The following is an 18,630-nucleotide window of genomic DNA, read 5'->3' on the forward strand; positions in this document are numbered from 1 at the left end:
ATAAATAATGAGCGAAACTATTGCTTTTAAACCTGAAGTTTTAGAACAGGTACATAAAATTATCGCAAGATATCCAGAAGGAAGACAAAAATCCGCCCTTATTCCTGTGCTTCATATTGCGCAGAAAGAGTTTGGAGGATGGTTAGATGTTCCGGTGATGGATTATGTTGCACAAATTCTGAGCATTAAACCTATTGAAGTGTATGAAGTGGCAACGTTCTATACCATGTTCAACATGAAACCGGTAGGAAAATATGTTTTGGAAGTGTGCAGAACGGGACCTTGCTTAACAAGAGGTTCCGAAAAAATTTTGGACCATATCCGTATGACTTTAAATATTAAAGACGGAGAAACTACTGCAGACGGTATGTTTACATTAAAACCTGCGGAATGTTTAGGAGCTTGCGGTTATGCGCCAATGTTGCAGCTCGGGAAATTTTATCACGAAAATTTAACAATCGAAAAAGTGGACGAAATCCTTGAGCTTTGCAGACAGGGAGCCGTTGCTTTAGATTAATTATAAAAAAAATGAGTAAAAAACTTTTACTTAAAGACGCTCACGTAGAAGGAATCCGTTATTTCGATGTGTACCGCAAACAAGGCGGTTACGAAGCATTGGAAAAAGCACTGAAAATGACGCCCGAAGAAATTGTGGAAGAAGTAAAAACTTCCGGTCTTCGTGGACGTGGTGGTGCTGGTTTCCCTACAGGAATGAAGTGGAGCTTTCTGGCAAAACCAGAAGGCGTTCCAAGACATTTGGTGGTAAATGCCGATGAATCTGAGCCCGGAACTTTCAAAGACAGATATTTAATGGAATTCCTTCCCCATCTTTTGATTGAGGGAATGTTGATTTCTTCTTTCGCTTTGGGTTCTAACGTTTCGTACATCTACATCCGTGGAGAATATTCTTGGATTCCGGATATTTTGGAAGAAGCAGTTGAAGAAGCAAGAAAAGCAGGTTTCTTAGGTAAAAATATTTTGGGAACTGGTTTCGATTGCGAAATTTATGTTCAAAGAGGAGCCGGAGCTTACATTTGTGGTGAAGAAACTGCCCTTTTGGAATCTTTGGAAGGGAAAAGAGGAAACCCTCGTTTGAAACCGCCATTCCCAGCTGTAAAGGGACTTTGGGAAAGACCAACGGTGGTGAATAACGTTGAAACAATTGCTGCGGTGGTTCCAATTTTAAATATTACCGGAGCTGAATATGCTAAAATTGGCGTAGGTCGTTCTACCGGAACAAAATTGATTTCTGCTTGTGGAAACATCAATAAACCGGGAGTTTACGAAATCGATATGACGATTTCTGTAGAAGAATTTATTTACTCTGACGAATACTGTGGTGGAATTCCAAACGGAAAAAAACTGAAAGCATGTATTCCGGGAGGCTCTTCCGTTCCAATTTTACCAGCCAATCTTTTATTGAAAACCATTAATGGTGAACCGAGAATCATGAACTACGAATCTCTTTCAGATGGCGGTTTCGCTACTGGAACAATGATGGGTTCTGGTGGTTTTGAAGTAATAGATGAAGATCAATGTATCGTTGAACATACGATGACGCTTTCAAGGTTTTATGCACATGAAAGCTGTGGACAGTGTACACCTTGCCGTGAAGGAACACCTTGGATGTACAAAATTTTGAAAAAAATTAACAACGGAGAAGGCACAATGGAAGACATCGATTTGCTTTGGGACATCCAAAGAAAAATTGAAGGAAACACTATTTGTCCCCTTGGAGATGCAGCAGCTTGGCCTGTTGCAGCAGCAATTCGCCATTTCAGAGATGAGTTTGAATGGCATGTTAACAATCCTGAATTATCTCAAAAACAAAATTACGGTTTAGCAAATTATGCCGATCCAATACCTGTTGCGGAAGCTAATTCTTAGATAAATATAAAAATTGATTAAAAAAATAATATATCTAACTTTCATCCTTTCAATAATAATATTGAAAGCACAAAATGAACCTTTCAAAAAAGGTTCGGTAATGCTATTTTGGGGATGGAACTGGTCTGCTTATTCAAATTCTGATATTCGCTTTAAAGGTAATGGCTATGATTTTCAATTAGAAAATGTAAAAGCTAATGACAGACAGTCTGCTTTTAGATGGAATTTATATTTTAATCCAACGAAAGTAACTGTTCCACAAGTAAATTATAGAATTACTTATTTTCCGAAAGACAATTTTGGAATTACGTTAGGTATGGATCACATGAAATATGTGATGGATCAAAATCAAACTGTTGAAATTAATGGTTATATCACTGATACAGTATATGCTTCAAAAATCCAGAATGGGCAAATTGATTTAAGTGATGGCGAATTCTTGAAATTTGAACATACAGACGGATTGAATTACATCAACCTTGGAGCTCAAAAATATCATAACCTTTATAACAAAGATAAATTTGATGTTTTTGTAAGTTATGGTGGCGGAGTTGGTGCATTATTGCCGAAATCAAACATTACTTTGATGGGCAATGAAAGAAGCGACCGTTTTCATCTTGCAGGATTTGGAGCAGATTTAAGAACGGCTGTAACCCTTGTAGCTTGGAAACATGTTGTTGCACAAGTAGAAGGAAAATTTGGGTACATCAATATGCCCGATATTAAAACGACTTTAAATAATAAACCCGACAAAGCCATGCAAGATTTTGTTTACGGTGAAATCGATTTTGGAATTGGGTACACATTTAATACCAGAAGAAATAATTAATTAGAAAGCTTTGCTATTTCAAAAGCTAAAAGCAATAATATGAGCGAAGAAATTAAAAAATTTAAAGTAACCATCGACGGACAAACTACCGAAGTTTTGCCTGGTACTTCTATCTTGGAAGCTGCAAGACAAATCGGAGGAAAATCTGTTCCGCCTGCAATGTGTTACTACAAACCGCTGGAAACAAGTGGTGGCCGTTGCCGTACTTGTTTGGTAGAAGTTTCTAAAGGTTCGGAAGCAGACCCAAGACCAATGCCAAAATTGGTAGCAAGCTGCAGAACTGGTGTAATGGACGGTATGGAAGTGAAAAATCTTACCTCCGAAAAAACACAGGAAGGAAGAAAAGCGGTTACCGAATTTTTGTTGGTAAACCACCCTTTGGATTGCCCTGTTTGCGACCAGGCCGGAGAATGTCATCTTCAGGATTTAGGTTACGAACATGGTGTGGAAAATACCAGAACAGAATTCGAAAGAAGAACTTTTGAGCCCGAAGATATTGGTCCACACATCAAATTGCACATGAACAGATGTATCCTTTGTGCAAGATGCGTTTTGGCGGCAAACCAATTAACGGAAAAGAGAGAGCACGGAATTCTTTTCAGAGGAGACCATGCAGAAATTTCTACTTATTTGAACAAAGCTTTGGACAACGATTTCTACGGAAACGTTATTGATGTTTGTCCGGTTGGAGCTTTAACAGATAGAACTTCCCGTTTTGCAAGCCGTGTTTGGTTTACAAAACCAATGAATGCTTCTTGTTCTTGCGACAAATGTTCCGGAAAAGCAGTGCTCTGGATGAAAGGAGACGAAATCATTCGTGTTACAGCAAGAAAAAACCAGTACGATGAAGTAGAAGAATGGATTTGTAACGAATGCCGTTTCGACAAGAAAGATGCTAAATTGTGGAACATTGAAGGTCCGAGACATATCGACAGACATTCTGTAATCTCGTTAAACCACTACGAAAAACCAAAAGAATATTTCAGACAGATTGATAATCCGGATGCAAAAGAAATCAGCGCAAAGGATGAAAATCAAATGGGAGATAAAATAATCTAGTTTGAGGACAAACAACTTTGAACTTTAAACTTTAAACTTTGAACCATTAAAAATGGATTTACTTACATTTAAAATCGTATTAGTTTTAGGCCTGTTTCTTTTGGCATTAACGGTTGCAGCCTATTCAACCTGGGCAGAAAGAAAAGTTGCTGCAATTATGCAGGATAGAATTGGGCCAAACAGAGCCGGACCTTTCGGGCTTTTGCAGCCTCTTGCAGATGGTGGAAAATTCTTCTTCAAGGAAGATTTTACTCCGGCAGGAGCAGAAAAATTCCTTTTCATCATCGGTCCTTCCCTAGTAATGTTTATTTCCCTGATTACAGGAGCTGTAATTCCGTGGGGAAAAACTTTGAACATCGGAGGAAATTCTTTCGACCTTCAGGTTGCCAATATTGATGTGGGAGTTTTGTATTTGGTGGGAATGGTTTCCATTGGAGTTTATGGAATTATGATTGGAGGTTGGGCTTCCAACAATAAATTCTCCCTTATTGGAGCAATTCGTGCAAGTTCGCAGATGATTTCTTACGAATTAGCCATGGGTCTTGCTTTATTGGCGATTATTATGATGGCAGGTTCATTGGATTTGAAAGTGATTGTTGAACAGCAAACGCACGGAAAAATTTGGGGAATTATCCCCGAAATTTCAGGGTTGAACTGGAATATTTTCTATCAACCGATTGCTTTCATCATCTTTTTTGTAGCAGCTTTGGCTGAAACGAACAGAGCGCCTTTCGATTTGCCTGAATGTGAATCCGAGCTTGTAAATGGTTACCACACGGAATATTCTTCGATGAAATTGGGATTGTATATGTTTGGGGAATATGTGAACATGTTTATCTCGAATGCATTGATTACAGTTTTATTCTTCGGTGGTTACAACTATCCGGGAATTGATTGGGTAACTGAACATTGGGGAGAAAATGCTGCAGGAATTTTATCCATTGTAGCTTTCTTAACGAAAACGTTCTTCGGAATTTTTGTATTCATGTGGATTAGATGGACACTTCCGAGATTTAGATATGACCAACTGATGCACCTTGGATGGAAAAAACTGATTCCGTTTGCATTGCTAAACCTGATGTTGACTGGTGCTATTATTTTGGCGTATCAACATTTTATGAAAGGATAAAAAGTGAATCTATTGATTGTCAATTGTGAAAAGTCAATTGTCAATTTATAAATATAGAGACGCGATTCATCGCGTGTCACGCAAGAAAAAAATATAAAGAAGGCCGAAAGTTCTTCTAGCCCCGATTGCAGCGGCATCCTTTTGCGGAACGAAGTGCAGCAAAAGATAAAGCGAAAAGTGGGACTGAATGTGTAAGAAGCTCCCAATGTGTTGCTTCTGAAAAAAATTAGAATAATATCATATTTCTGAAAAATGAAATTAACAAATAGAGCAAAAGTAGTTTCCAACAAGAAGATGACTTTCGGTGAAAGCATCTATCTTCCCGCAATTCTGGGCGGAATGGGAATTACCTTTAAGCATGCTGTGAAGACAGTTTTGAAAGGTCCGGTGACGATTTCTTACCCGGAACAAGTAAGACCAAGAGCTAAAGTTTGGCGCGGAGAACACGTATTGAAGCGTGACGAAGAAGGCAGAGAAAGATGTACTGCATGCGGATTGTGTGCTGTTGCCTGTCCTGCTGAAGCCATTACCATGACCGCTGCTGAAAGAACTAAAGATGAAAAAGACCTTTACAGAGAGGAAAAATACGCATCGGTGTACGAAATTAATATGCTGAGATGTATTTTCTGCGGAATGTGCGAAGAAGCTTGTCCTAAATCTGCGATCTATTTAACGGACCGTTTGGTAAATGTTGAAGAAAACAGAGGAAGCTTCATCTACGGTAAAGATAAGCTGGTTGAAAAAATCAATGCGAGAATTGATGTTTCGGACAGACAGAGTGAATTACAAAAAAAATCGGTGAAATAAATGGAACAGTTGTTATTTTTCTTTGTAGCGTTCTGCGCTGTGGCAAGTGCCGTTTATTTTGTGTTCGCTAAAAATCCTTTGTACGCTATACTTTCCCTTATTGTTACAATGTTTTCTATCGCAGCAATGTATATTTTGCTGAATGCGCAGTTTTTGGGAATTGTACAGATTATTGTTTATGCAGGAGCTATTATGGTTTTGTTCCTCTATATATTAATGATGTTGAATCTGAAAAAGGAGGATGAAAGCAAGAAGCAGAACCTCATGAAATTCATCGGTGTATTTTCTGCAGGTTTGCTTTTAATTGGGCTTCTTGGAGCTTACAGAGGTTTGAAATTCAATACCTTTGCAGCAAGCAATGTTGACAGCAGCGTTGGTTTGACGAAAAACCTGGGCAGATTATTGTTTAACGAATATGTTTTGCCTTTCGAGCTGGCTTCTATCCTGATTTTAGCAGGGATTGTAAGTGCGGTTTTGATTGGTAAAAAAGATTTATAGAATTATGGGAGAAGTAAATTCATTTATACAGGCGGTTCCGCTGGAATATTTTATTATTCTGAGCTCGGTGTTGTTCTGTTTAGGGGTTCTGGGAGTTCTGGTCCGCAAAAATGCCATTGTTATTTTGGGTTGTGTAGAACTCATGTTGAATTCTGTAAACCTTCTGTTGGCAGCATTTTCAACCTATAAAGGCGACGGAAACGGACAGCTTTTGGTATTCTTCATCATGGTAGTAGCAGCTGCTGAAGTTGCTGTTGGATTAGCCATTATCGCTATGATGTACAGAAATACGAAATCTGTAGACGTTAGTATTTTTAATAAATTAAGAGGATAATATAGGATGGAAAATTTAGTTTACGCTATTATACTTTTACCCCTGTTCGGATTTTTAATTAACGGACTTTTCGGAAAAAAACTTCCGAAAATGGTGGTGGGAAGTATTGCAACACTTGTGGTTTTTGCATCTTTTTGCATCGCAGTTAGTTTATTTTTCAAAACCAATGCAGACAGTGCTCCGGTTATTGTAAAAGCTTTTGAATGGTTTACCGTGAACGGCGTACAGGTGAATTTCGGTTTCCAGATTGACCAACTGTCTTTAATGATGGTGATGATTATTACGGGCATCGGTTCTTTAATCCACCTCTACTCTATTGGTTACATGAGCCACGACAAAGGGTTCTACAAATTTTTTACTTATCTTAATTTATTCATCTTCTCGATGCTGCTTCTCGTGATGGGAAGCAACTATCTGATTCTGTTCATCGGTTGGGAAGGTGTAGGTTTGTGTTCTTATCTTTTGATTGGTTTCTGGTACGAAAATCTGGAATACGGAAAAGCGGCAAGAAAGGCGTTCATTATGAACAGAATTGGAGACCTAGGTCTTTTGATTGGAATCTTCATGATTGCTTATCAAACCAATGCTGTAGATTATCTTTCTGTAGCACAAAATTCCGGTAGATTTGAGCTGGACGGAATCATTATTATCTTCATCACGGCAAGTTTATTCATTGGTGCTGTGGGTAAATCTGCACAGATTCCACTATTTACTTGGCTTCCTGATGCAATGGCAGGTCCAACTCCGGTATCAGCATTAATCCACGCTGCGACGATGGTTACAGCCGGTATTTATTTGGTAGTACGTTCTAACTTCCTATATTCTTTGGCTCCAACTACGCTGAATGGAATTCTGTTCATCGGACTTTTAACAGCTTTGGTGGCAGCATTTATCGGTTTAAGACAGAACGACATCAAAAAAGTTTTGGCTTATTCTACTGTCTCTCAGTTAGGATTTATGTTTGTTGCTTTAGGCGTTGGAGCTTACACAACAGCGATGTTCCACTTAATGACGCATGCTTTCTTTAAAGCTTTATTATTCTTAGGTTCAGGTTCAGTAATTCACGCAATGAGCGGAGAACAGGACATGAGATATATGGGTGGTTTGAAGAAAAAAATTCCAATTACGCATATTACTTTCTTCATCGGAACATTGGCAATTTCAGGTTTTCCATTCCTTTCCGGGATGATTTCGAAAGACGAAATTTTAACAAATGTTTACAGTAAAAATCCGCTTCTTTGGGTAGTATTGTTCATCGTAGCTGCAATGACGGCGATTTATATGTTCAGAATGTATTATTTGACGTTCCACGGAGAATTTAGAGGTACTGAAGAACAGAAACATCATCTTCACGAAAGTCCTTTGAACATGACTTTACCTTTGATTGTTTTGGCTTTACTTTCCGTTGTTGGTGGTTTCATCAATCTTCCGCATTTCATTGGTCATGGTCATTACGCAAAACTCGACCATTGGTTGCACGGATTATATGCTACAGACGTGAAGTTGGCTGAAGTTCCTTTCAATACAGAAATGATTCTTTTGGCGGCGACGGTGATCATGGTCTTCGTAGTATGGTTCGTTGTGAAAAACATCTACGTGAACAAGAAAAAACTTCCTCTTGCTGAAGAACAGTACGAAGGCTGGGAAAAACTTTCGAACAAGAAATTGTTTATCGACGAGGTTTACGACGCTACTTTTGTGAAACTCACAGAAGGTTTAGGCGTTGGTGGAAATATGTTCGATAAAGGAATTTTGGACCGTTTTGTCAACTTCATCGGTTGGGGAGCTGAAGATTCCGGCGTTGCAGCGAAAAAACTGCAGAACGGAAACGTGGAGAACTATGTTCTCATCATGTCTTTGGCTATCGGAATTATCTTAATTGTTAACTTTTTACTACAATAATGGGTTTATTATTAACATTATTACTTTTACCACTTGTAGGTTCGGCGTTGGTTTTTGCATGGAAAAACCCTGCAAGTAAATATTTGGCTTTGGGAATTGCTTTCGTGGAAATGTTTTTAACGTTTTACGTTCTAGCAAATTTCAACCATATTCCAACGGTAGATTCTAAACTGGATTACGAAGTAACGTATCCTTGGTCCAACTTCATCAAGAGTTCCATCCATTTCGGAATTGACGGAATGAGCCTTTTGATGCTGCTTTTGACAAATATTTTAACAGCTTTAATTATCCTTTCTTCTTTCAACGAGAAGCCTGGATACAACAATAATTTCTACGGATTAATTTTGTTGATGCAGTTTGGTTTGGTAGGTGTTTTCACTGCTTTGGACGGACTGTGGTTCTACATTTTTTGGGAAGTAACGCTGATTCCGATTTGGTTTATCGCCGGAATTTGGGGACAGGAAGACAAAAGAATCAAGTTCACTACGAAATTTTTCGTTTATACATTCGTAGGTTCACTGTTCATGTTGGCTGGTTTGATTTACGTGTATAATCATTCCGCTTCCATGGCGTTAACGGATTTGTATAACAACAATATGAATGTCACGCAGCAAACTGTTGTTTTCTGGTTCATTTTCTTTGCATTTGCAGTTAAACTTCCGATTTTCCCGTTCCACACATGGCAACCGGATACCTATACCTACTCTCCTACTCAGGGTTCAATGTTGCTTTCGGGGATTATGCTGAAAATGGCAGTGTACGGAATTTTAAGATATCTATTGCCAATTACTCCGGCTCCAATTATGGGGATTTCCGGACAGATTGTGATGGTTCTTGCGATTTGCGGAATTATTCACGGAGCTTTAATTGCTTTGGTGATTAATGATTCGAAGAGAATTATCGCCTATTCTTCCTTCTCCCACGTTGGATTAATTGTTGCAGGTATTTTTGCTTCCGCAGTATTAACGATGAAGGGAGTTTTCACTTTCGAAGGTGGACAAGGTGCGATGGTTCAGGCTTTTGCTCACGGACTTAACGTGGTTGGGATGTTTTATTGTGCTGATATTTTATACAAAAGATTCAAAACAAGAGATATTCGTCAAATGGGAGGTTTAGCCAAAGTAGCTCCTGTTTTTGCGACGTTGTTCATGATTATCCTGTTAGGTTCAATGGCAGTTCCGTTAACCAACGGTTTCATCGGAGAATTTATCTTGATTAAATCTGTTTTCGATTACAATGCTTTGGCTGCAATTATTGCAGGTTTAACCATCATTCTTTGTGCAGCTTATCTGCTGAGAATGTACGGAAAAGCAATGTTCGGAAAAGGTGATGAAAGAATTTTGGCTGGAATTAAAGATGTTTCTGCCGTAGAATTTTCAGTGTTGGCAAGTATCGCAGTATATGTAATTATTCTGGGAGTTTGGCCACAAAGCATCATTGAACTAGTGAACAGTTCTTTGAAGTTCATCTATGCATCAATGGCGAACTAAAATATTTGAATTAAAGAGTAAAAAATTAAAAATAAGGACCGAAGGTTTACCAAAGTCCTGAAACATAAAAAATAACATGACGGTTTTAATTATTGTTTTCCTTACAGCATTGGCGGTTTTGTTCGCGGGGGTTTTCGGTAACGGAAAGTATGCAAGATATTTCGGAATCATGGGGCTTTTGATGGCTTTTGCATCAAGCTTTCTTCCGGAACTTTCTTTCTTCAACCAGTACAAAAGCATGTACGAATTCGGTCTGAACAGCGCGCTTTTTACAAAAATTTCTATTGTAATTACTTTGCTGTTATTCTTTTTGGGTGCATTTGCATTCAGCAACCACAGAAGTCACCAATCCGAATTGTATTCATTGATGCTGTTCTCGCTGGTTGGTGGAATTGTTCTTTTCGGTTATCAAAATTTAGTAACATTATTTATAGGGATTGAAATTCTTTCTATTCCTTTATACGTAATGGCAGGAAGTAATAAAACCGACCTTCGTTCCACCGAAGCTTCCATGAAATATTTCTTAATAGGTGCTTTTGCCACAGGTTTCCTTCTGTTTGGAATTGCGCTGGTATATGGAAGTACAGGAAGTTTCGACCTTTATAAAATTCACGATTTTTCACTGAAAAATCCTAAAGATGTGATGTTGTTGATGGGTGCACTTCTCATGTTGACAGCATTGGCCTATAAAGTAGCTTTAGCACCGTTCCACATGTGGAATCCTGACGTTTATCAGGGAGCGCCGTCTTTAATCACTGCTTTCATGGCATCAGTTGTGAAAATTTCTGGTTTTGCAGCTTTCTTCAAATTAATGACGATTGCTTTCACAGGAATTTCTGCAGGTTGGATTAACGTTATCGGAGTTTTAATCATTATCACCTTATTCCTTGCCAATGCAATGGGATTGGCGCAAAGCAACGCGAAAAGAATGTTGGCATATTCGTCAGTTTCTCACGCAGGTTACATCGCTTTAATTTTCTTCGGAATCAACAATCTTTCTACCTACAATTTGGCGTTCTATCTATTTGCTTATGCCTTAGCAACTGTAGGCGTTTTCATGTGTTTAATTTGGGTTGAAAAACTGAAAAGAGAATCTTCCATCAATGCCTTCCGTGGATTGGCAAAAACAGAACCTTTACTGGCCACTGTTTGTGCAATTTCTTTGATGAGTATGGCCGGAATTCCATTAACTGCAGGATTTATGGGTAAATTCTCCCTGTTTTCTCAGGCGATGAACGGTGGAGCTTTCCTGGTTTTAATCGCGGTTTTAGGTTCTGCAATTTCTATTGCTTACTATTTAAGAATTATTATGGCAATGTTCTTCCCGAAAGAAAGCAGTTTCAAAACTTCAGAAAAAGTTTCTTTAACGTATAATATTGTTGCGGTATTCATCATCGTTGCTATTGTAGCAATGGGTGTTTATCCGGATTTGTTTGCGATGCAGTTTGGCTTGGCAAAATAAAATTAAGCAACACGCTACCAACAAAAAACACAACTTTGGTTGTGTTTTTTTATTTGATTAAATTTATTGAGTAAAAATTTATCCTTTACTTTGAACGCAGTATACGACAGAGAAACCCCGTTTCAGCTTCAGATTTCTTTCCATAAATATCTGGAGTTTCTGGAGCATGTCCGTGATAACGATGAAGTTGATTACAGGGTAAATTATGCCAAATCCTTGCTGGAAAACAGCCAGAAGCTCAAAGAACTTCGCGACGGAACAGAAGACACTTCTTTCATCACAGAAAATGAAGAACTGCTCAAAATTCTATTGGCAGACCTTTTTCCTACGGCTTTGACCAAAAATGAAATCAAGGCTGCAACGATTCCTTTTTCGGATTTCTGCTTTAATTTTACGGAAAGATTCAGAACAATTCTGGACGATGCCGGAAAAGAATTTGAACTTGATTTAAGGGATATTTCAGCTGACGAATTTTATGTGTTCAGCTGTTGTGTTATTCTTCAGTCTTATTTTAAGAAAGAAGTAGCGATTTCTTTGCCGTTTTATTATGACATTCCTGATTCCAGAGGCGTAATGAAGCATTACAGAATTACGATTAATGCAGACTTTACTGATATTTTACCTACTGAATTTTCAAAATTTCCAAACGAAGGTCAAATCACGGAGTTACTGAATAATTTTGAAGACATTCATCTCTGGAAAAAATTCTTCCCACCAAAAAGCTGGATTCTGAAAGGGTTTTCGATTATTTCTCTTACGGACGCTACCTCAGAAGTTGCGCTTTCGGACATCAAAACGACGATGCTCAACATCGACCCGGAAAATATTGAAGCAGACCCAAATCTTACCGAATATTTCCGTTCTTATATGGATGTTCCGGATTTGAACTTTGGAATTATGCTTTTCGACCAGAAAACAATGAATCTGGAATATGTGGAATTGTACAGAAGTCTTTTTTCCAACGCCATTCTCGATTTCTGGACTTCCTACTCGAAGTACGACCCGAAAATGCGCGAAACTATTTTCCAGAATTTGATGTACAACCCTAAACCGTTTGTCGTTTCTGATGTAGATTTAATTGATGAAGAACTTCAAAATCATCCTTCATTCGAAAATCTGCAGAAAAATAATATCAAAAGTTTCATTGTCATTCCGATTGTGAAGGATGGCAAAATTCTGGCTTTACTGGAAATCAGTTCTTCAAAGAAAAATGCTTTAACAGGCTTAAAACTGAAGAAGTTAGATTACATTCTTCCCTATATTCTGAATACGCTCAACCGTTTCAAACATGAAAAATCAAATCAAATCGATTCGATTATTCAGAAAGAATACACCTCGATTCATCCCAGCGTGATGTGGAAATTCGAGGAACAGGCGGAAAAATCTTTCAACGCGCAATTTGTTGGAGAAAATTATACGCTTCGCGAGATTTCGTTCAAAAATTTGGTTCCGTTCTTCGGACAAACCGACATCAGAGCATCTTCGTTGAAACGAGAGGAATGTTTGGCTTTGGATTTAAAAGAGCAAATCAACGCGTTGTATTTCCTATTTAATCAGATTGAAAATCCGGAAAAGGAGAAATATATTTTAGCCTTAAATGAATTCGAAGCAGAAATTTCCGATTCTCTAAAAGCAGATACAGAAAACCGTTTTCAGCGTTTAATGTTGGCTGAAATTCATCCGTTCTTAGAAAATTATGGTGAAATTTCGCGTTTGTATTTTGAAATTTTAAATCCGAAAAATCTGCAGTTTTACAGAAACCGCGGCAATTTGGATGAAGCGATTAGACAAATCAATTTAAATCTTTCCAATTTCCTCGACCAAAAACAGAGGAAAGCCCAGAAAATTTATCCGCACTATTTTGAAAAATTCCAATCGGATGGTGTTGAATATGATATGTTTGCCGGACAAAGCATCACGCCGAACATCGCTTTTAATGAAGAAACCGTTTCAAAACTGCGTTATTGGCAACTGAAAACCATGGCGAAAATGGAGCGGAATTATAACGAATTCAAAGCTACACTCCCCTATGCTTTGGATGTTGCGTCGATGATTTTGGTTTATGATGAAAAAATAGATATCCGTTTCCGAATGGATGAAAAACGCTTCGATGTAGATGGCGCTTTCAACACGCGCTACGAAATTATCAAGAAAAGGCTGGAAAAAGCTACGCTGAAAAATTCAACTGAAAGACTTGCATTACCGGGAAAAATCGCGATTGTTTATTACGCCGAAGAAAGCAAAAAACAATACCTTCAATTCATTGAAAAACTACAAAACAAAGGCTTGCTTCACAATACTTTGGAAGATGTAGAAATCGAAAATTTGCAGGGAATTACCGGACTTCGTGCGCTGAGAGTTTCAATCTAAATGGTCCAAAACGCATACACAAACGCCAGCACAGAAACGATAATTCCGACCATGAAAATGGTATAGGCAACTCGAAGCATTTTGTACTTTTTATCCAAAACCTGTCCCAAAGCGTACAAATCCTTAATCATCGTATCGTACAGATATTCTTTATCTGCCAACAGTTCTCGCATTGATGGTAAAAACTCTTCAAAACTCATCTGGTTAAAATTTCCAAAAAACAAAAGATTTACTTTTCTATTTTTTACATCCTGCATCGAAAATTTGTTCTCGGTAACTTTCGGTCTTGTAGATAAAATCACAAAAATAATCGTAACTACACTGAAAATAATCAGGAGAAAAGTAGGAAAAATAAGGTGTGCATTAGACGGTGCATCCAACTTAGGGATCAACACTGTTAAACTGACGGAAATAATGATGGCATTAACCGAAAGTAATATATTCGCCTTGCTGTCCGCTATATCACTAAGTCTGGTATGGTTATTAAGCGTCACGCGGAACATTGTATCTACGCTACGGTCTGTTTTCAGTTCTTTATCCGCTTTTTTATCTTTCTTTTTTTCTTCTTTTTTATGGATCTCTTTTTCTTGTTCTTCCAATTTTTCTTCAATTTTTTTTATGTTATTCTGTTTTGTTGGGTTCAGCATTTTCTTTGCAAAATCTGTATAATACCGATGCATATCTCTTAATACACGACAGTTCTCCTGATTCCACTGCACATCAGTGAAAGTTCGAAAACCGGTTAGTTCCCACTCTTTTCTAAGGTCAGCAGAAATCTGAGGATATTGTTCGCTTCCAAAATGTGCACAGTCCGCATCTTTAATTATCTGCTCCAAAATATTTTGGGGAAAATACCCAATCTTTGTAGACATAATTAGTTGTGCTACTTCATCAATATAAGCTTGTGATTGACCTTCACTCAACAAAAAAGAAGACATAATTTCGACACTTTTTTCCTCGTGCAATTCAGCATTAATAGTATATCCAGTATCATGAAACCATGCTGCAATCAATAACTTTTCTTGTCGTTCTAACCCAATATTTTCATTTTCCGAAATTTTTGACACTGCATCCACTGTAAAAACGGTATGCTGAAAATTATGATATAGATAATGATCAGAAAGTTTATCTTTGAATAAATTTTCAACAAATATTCTGGTCTTTTCGAGCAATGTCATGAATATTTTTCTATTTTGATTAAGTAAAATTATGAATTTAAAATATATTTTTTACCATTTCTATCCAACAACAATTATAGTATTTTGCATTTTTTTTCTGAATTCTTGCGCAACGTATGAACTTCAGAAAGGAAAAGAATTAAAAACCATCCAACAAAAAGAAAAATCAACCGAAGATTCCTTCCAGTTATTTTTAGTTGGCGACGCTGGAAATGCAGATGAACCACAAGCACAACAAACTTTAAATTTCTTAAAAAACAAGCTAGATTCTGCCAATAAAAATTCGATGCTAATTTTTCTTGGAGACAATATATATCCTGTAGGAATGCCCAAGGTAAGCGATAAAGAATATCAATTGGCCAGGATAAAAATGGAAAACCAATTAAAAATTACCAAAAATTTTGAAGGAAAAACATTGGTGATTCCTGGAAATCATGATTGGTACCATGGTTTGGAAGGATTAAAAGCTCAGGAGAATTTTGTAGAAGAATATCTAAACCAGAAAAAGGTTTTTTTACCGCAAAATGGCTGCCCAATTGATGATATTAACCTTAATGATAACATAAAACTAATCGTGGTAGATACGGAATGGTATCTTACCGATTGGGACAAAAACTACGGAATCAACAAAAATTGTGAGATTAAAACAAGGGAGGATTTTTTCACCGAACTGGATGATATCATTAAAAAAAATCAAAACAAAACCATCGTAATTGCGTTACACCATCCTGTGATCAGTTCAGGAAATCATGCTGGATTCGACTCTTTCAGCGCGCATATTTTTCCATTTAAGAGCAATATCCCAGTACCAGTTGTTTCGTCAGCATTAAATATCCTGCGAAAGACCTCCGGTGTTACCACTGTAGACCTTAGCAATGAACATTATGCAGAATTAGCAAATAGAATAAAAAACATTGTACAGGACAATAAAAATATCATCTTGGTCTCCGGACATGATCACAACCTACAGTATCATGAACAAGGTAATATCCGACAAATTATTAGCGGTGCAGGATCGAAAACCGATCCATCTACGATTACCAAAAAAACAGATTTTTCATACGGAGGAAGTGGGTTTGCAGAACTTACCATCGCTAAGGATGGAAAATCTGAAGTACACTTTTTCAGTACAAAAAATGGTCATTTTCAAAATTTGGTTTCTATTCCTGTATTGGAAAGTCAGGAATCTTTAATTAAAGAAAATACAACAGATTTACCTGAAAAATATACCGCAACAGTATATCCAGTGAAACTTGCAAAAAAAGGATTGATTCAAAATTTTTTATTTGGAGAAAAGTACAGACCTTATTTCGGAGTTCCAATAGAAGCTCCCATTGCTGATTTATCAGTGTTGAAAGGAGGTTTAAAACCTATTCGAGAAGGCGGTGGACATCAAAGCAATTCACTTCGATTCATTAATCCAGAACAGCAAATTTTCACTTTCAGACAACTTTCAAAAAGCGCAACACGTTTTTTAAAAACAGTAGCTTTAAAAAACAAATCTTTCGGAAATGAATTTGACAATACGTTTACTGAAAAATTCCTACAAGATTTCTATACTTCAAACCATCCATTTACCCCTTTTGCAGTGGGACATATGGCAGAAAAATTAGATATTTTCCATACCAATCCAAAGCTATATTTTTTACCAAAGCAAAATTTATTGGGAAAATACAACGATGCGTATGGTGACCGTCTATATATGTTGGAAGAGCAGATTTCAGAAGATCCTACAACATTATCTTATTTCGGTAACGCAGAAAGGTTTGATGACACTGATGATGCCATAAGAAACCTCCAAAAACCACAAAAATATGAAGTAGATGAAAGAGCGTACGTCCGAGCAAGGTTGTTTGACATCTTAATTGGTGATTGGGACAGACATGATGACCAATGGAAATGGGCAGCTTATCAAAATGGGGACAAAACATTATACAAACCAATTCCTAAAGATAGAGATCAGGCATTCAGCAAGTATGGTGGTAAATTATTGCCCATTATTATGACTGCAGAAGCGCTAAAGCACATGAAAACTTTCAAAGCGCACCAAAAGAAAGTAAAATGGCTGAACCGAGAAGCATATCCTTTAGACTTAATTTTTGCAAAACATTCTGGGGAGAATGTTTGGTTGGAAGAAGCCAAATACATCCAGCAAAACCTTACTGATGAAGATATTGACTATGCTTTTCTACAACTTCCTAAAGAAGTACAAGACCAAACCGCAGAAGATATCAAAACAAAACTCATTGCGAGAAGAAAAGAACTCGACCTATATGCAGCCGAATATTTTAAGGCTTTGCAAAATAAAGTAATCATCACCGGAACAGATAAAGTAGATTTTTTCGAAATCGAAAAAACTAAAAATTCAATAGTTGTGCTTCATTACGAGAAAAATAAATCAGGTGAAAAGATATTAATTTCAAAAAGAGAAATTGATCCAAAAAAAACGAAAGAATTGTGGGTATATGGACTCAACGACAATGATGTTTATACTATTTCCGGTTCCGAAAACAACCGTACAAAAATTCGCTTAATTGGTGGTTACGATGAAGATCATTATCTGGTAGAAAACGGAAGCCACGTAAAAATCTATGATTTTAGATCGGAAGAAAATACTTATACTAAAGGAACTAAAAGAATTTCTGATGATTACAAAACGAATACCTACGACCATAAAAAGCCGATGTATAATAATTTCAATATACTACCAATGGCCAATTACAATCCTGACGATGGAGTACAATTTCAAGGAATTGTAGGTTATAGAGTTAACAATTTTATTCGGGAGCCATATTCACAAAGACACAACTTAAAACTGGGACTTTTCACTGCCACAGGTTCGTTCAGTGCCACGTACAAAGGAATATTCAAGAAAGCAGTATCACAATGGGATTTGGAACTGGATGCTTTTTATACCACACCAAAAAACACGCAAAACTTTTTTGGTTTATCGAACGTTAGTACCTACAGCAAAGATCTTTTCAAGGAGGATTTTTATAGAGTACGTCGCTCTATTTTTTCATTCGCTCCTTCTATTTCCAGAAAAGGCTGGATGAATTTTAAGCATCAAATACAGGCAGGTTTCGAAAGCAATAAAATTGAGCAAAATAATGACCGAATTGTGATGAATTCCGCAGATATTAATCCTTCTGTTTTCAAAAGCCAGAACTTTGGAAATATAAACTATATATTTAATTATCAGAATATTGCAGAAAAATATTTCCCATTTTTCGGGATGGATATTTTGTTGAATACCGGCTGGAAAACATCGTTTTCAGATAAGAACAGAAATTTTTTCAGCGTCAACGGAAACTTAAATCTTGACCACAGAATCGACAAGAAAGGCAGATTTATATTAGCCAACTCTACCGATTTTAACTGGATTAACAATAATAATTTCGAATTTTATCAGGCGGCTTCCATTGGTGGCGACAGAAACTTACGCGGTTACAAAAACTTCCGTTTCTCCGGAAAATCAGCCATTGCAAACAGTACCGATATCCGTTGGAATTTTGGCAAACTGGCGAATAAAATTGCTCCCGCAGATTGGGGAATTTTTACAGGTTACGACATTGGTCGCGTTTGGAACGACGGCGAAAACTCCAGAAAATGGCACCAAAGTTACGGCGGTGGAATTTGGCTGGGATTGGTTGAAAGTTTCAGTGCGAGAGCACAGTATTTCTAC

At 37.3% G+C, this 18,630-nt stretch carries 14 protein-coding genes; 13 read left to right on the top strand and 1 reads right to left on the bottom strand.

Features of this window, described 5'->3' with window-relative positions:
- Nucleotides 1–7: 7 nt before the first annotated feature.
- The 12 genes from nuoE (at nucleotide 8) to Q0252_RS06150 (ending at nucleotide 13,767) form a co-directional block, all read left to right on the top strand.
- A complete protein-coding gene (nuoE, locus tag Q0252_RS06095; protein ID WP_297984645.1) occupies nucleotides 8–517 on the top strand; it encodes an NAD(P)H-dependent oxidoreductase subunit E in 510 nt (169 codons plus the stop codon).
- Nucleotides 518–528: 11 nt separating this feature from the next.
- Nucleotides 529–1,887 (top strand): NADH-quinone oxidoreductase subunit NuoF, encoded by a 1,359-nt coding sequence (gene nuoF / locus Q0252_RS06100; RefSeq protein ID WP_297984646.1) that lies wholly within the window; start codon nucleotides 529–531, stop codon nucleotides 1,885–1,887.
- 61 nt (nucleotides 1,888–1,948) lie between these two features.
- Nucleotides 1,949–2,716 carry a hypothetical protein gene (locus tag Q0252_RS06105; RefSeq protein WP_297984647.1) on the top strand — a complete coding sequence of 256 codons (768 nt, stop codon included), beginning with the start codon at nucleotides 1,949–1,951 and terminating at the stop codon, nucleotides 2,714–2,716.
- 39 nt (nucleotides 2,717–2,755) lie between these two features.
- On the top strand, nucleotides 2,756–3,775 hold the full coding sequence (locus tag Q0252_RS06110; protein WP_297984648.1) for a 2Fe-2S iron-sulfur cluster-binding protein: 1,020 nt from the start codon (nucleotides 2,756–2,758) through the stop codon (nucleotides 3,773–3,775).
- A 52-nt stretch (nucleotides 3,776–3,827) separates the two neighbouring features.
- A complete protein-coding gene (nuoH, locus tag Q0252_RS06115; protein WP_297984649.1) occupies nucleotides 3,828–4,904 on the top strand; it encodes an NADH-quinone oxidoreductase subunit NuoH in 1,077 nt (358 codons plus the stop codon).
- 252 nt (nucleotides 4,905–5,156) lie between these two features.
- The gene (locus Q0252_RS06120; protein ID WP_297984650.1) at nucleotides 5,157–5,711 is read left to right on the top strand and encodes an NADH-quinone oxidoreductase subunit I; all 555 of its coding nucleotides are present in this window, start codon (nucleotides 5,157–5,159) and stop codon (nucleotides 5,709–5,711) included.
- Nucleotides 5,712–6,209, top strand: a complete 498-nt coding sequence (locus tag Q0252_RS06125) for an NADH-quinone oxidoreductase subunit J (protein WP_297984651.1) — start codon at nucleotides 5,712–5,714, stop codon at nucleotides 6,207–6,209.
- Between the two features lie 4 nt (nucleotides 6,210–6,213).
- Nucleotides 6,214–6,543: an NADH-quinone oxidoreductase subunit NuoK gene (nuoK, locus tag Q0252_RS06130; protein ID WP_297984652.1), complete on the top strand. Its 330-nt coding sequence runs from the start codon at nucleotides 6,214–6,216 to the stop codon at nucleotides 6,541–6,543.
- A gap of 6 nt (nucleotides 6,544–6,549) precedes the next feature.
- Nucleotides 6,550–8,445: an NADH-quinone oxidoreductase subunit L gene (nuoL, locus tag Q0252_RS06135; RefSeq protein ID WP_297984653.1), complete on the top strand. Its 1,896-nt coding sequence runs from the start codon at nucleotides 6,550–6,552 to the stop codon at nucleotides 8,443–8,445.
- Nucleotides 8,445–9,935, top strand: a complete 1,491-nt coding sequence (locus Q0252_RS06140) for a NuoM family protein (RefSeq protein ID WP_297984654.1) — start codon at nucleotides 8,445–8,447, stop codon at nucleotides 9,933–9,935. Before nuoL ends, Q0252_RS06140 begins: the two co-directional genes overlap by 1 nt.
- A 76-nt stretch (nucleotides 9,936–10,011) precedes the next feature.
- On the top strand, nucleotides 10,012–11,397 hold the full coding sequence (locus tag Q0252_RS06145) for an NADH-quinone oxidoreductase subunit N (RefSeq protein WP_297984655.1): 1,386 nt from the start codon (nucleotides 10,012–10,014) through the stop codon (nucleotides 11,395–11,397).
- Between the two features lie 90 nt (nucleotides 11,398–11,487).
- Entirely contained in the window at nucleotides 11,488–13,767 is a 2,280-nt protein-coding gene (locus Q0252_RS06150; protein WP_297984656.1) for a GAF domain-containing protein, read from the top strand.
- Here Q0252_RS06150 and Q0252_RS06155 read toward each other — a convergent pair.
- The gene (locus Q0252_RS06155; RefSeq protein ID WP_297984657.1) at nucleotides 13,764–14,945 is read right to left on the bottom strand and encodes a Pycsar system effector family protein; all 1,182 of its coding nucleotides are present in this window, start codon (nucleotides 14,943–14,945) and stop codon (nucleotides 13,764–13,766) included. The genes Q0252_RS06150 and Q0252_RS06155 overlap by 4 nt on opposite strands.
- Nucleotides 14,946–14,976: 31 nt before the next feature.
- Between Q0252_RS06155 and Q0252_RS06160 the strand changes: the two genes are divergently transcribed.
- Nucleotides 14,977–18,630: metallophosphoesterase (locus tag Q0252_RS06160; protein ID WP_297984658.1), on the top strand; the 3,654-nt coding region annotated here is incomplete at its 3' end.

The sequence above is a fragment of the uncultured Chryseobacterium sp. genome (genome assembly GCF_936933875.1).
GTDB lineage: Bacteria > Bacteroidota > Bacteroidia > Flavobacteriales > Weeksellaceae > CAKZIK01.